The sequence below is a fragment of the Vibrio sp. 2132-1 genome (genome assembly GCF_033344315.1).
In genome coordinates, this window is sequence record NZ_JAWPON010000633.1 from 1 (window position 1) to 574 (window position 574).

The window sequence follows — 574 nt, forward strand, 5'->3', positions numbered from 1 at the left end:
TAGTACACACCAAGTTTTAGAAGGTGAGGAGTGTTAGTATTGTGGATAAGCGTTGTACGTTAATATATTTTGGTTGAGTTCAAAATATTCTTAAAGATAGATATTACTTCAACTGGGCATTTATCATATCTTTTGATTCACTTTAAATCTTTGGGGAGACATGTTGTGACAGACTACTCCCCATATGTGTATTTAGGAACGATCAACTTCCGAGCGGCAAATGTCCTGTTTTCACCCAAATTACCGTTTCTTCTTCTACAAAAGGGAAGTGCTCACTCATATGAGGCGAGCGCAACCAAGTATGTGTTGGGTATATACCTAGTTCATCCCTAAACTCGCCAGATAACACAAAAATTTCTTCTCCACCAAAGTGTCTGTGAGGTTGAAACTTTTCTCCTTTGGGCCACTTCACCAACGCAACATGCTCGTGCTTAAAATCATGTAACGGCATCACTTGTAGTCCGCCAATGCCAGGCAACCATTCTGTTTCTCGAGTATTGATTCGAACAGTTTTAAGATCGTTCGGATCAAATTGATTGAGCTTGACCAAAATGACACAACCTTTCTCGCTAAA

At 39.7% G+C, this 574-nt stretch carries 1 protein-coding gene; it reads right to left on the bottom strand.

Going from position 1 to position 574, the window contains the following annotated elements; translation table 11 throughout:
* Window positions 1–202 precede the first annotated feature (202 nt).
* Window positions 203–574: cupin domain-containing protein (locus R8N47_RS27090; protein ID WP_318186353.1), on the bottom strand; the 372-nt coding region annotated here is incomplete at its 5' end.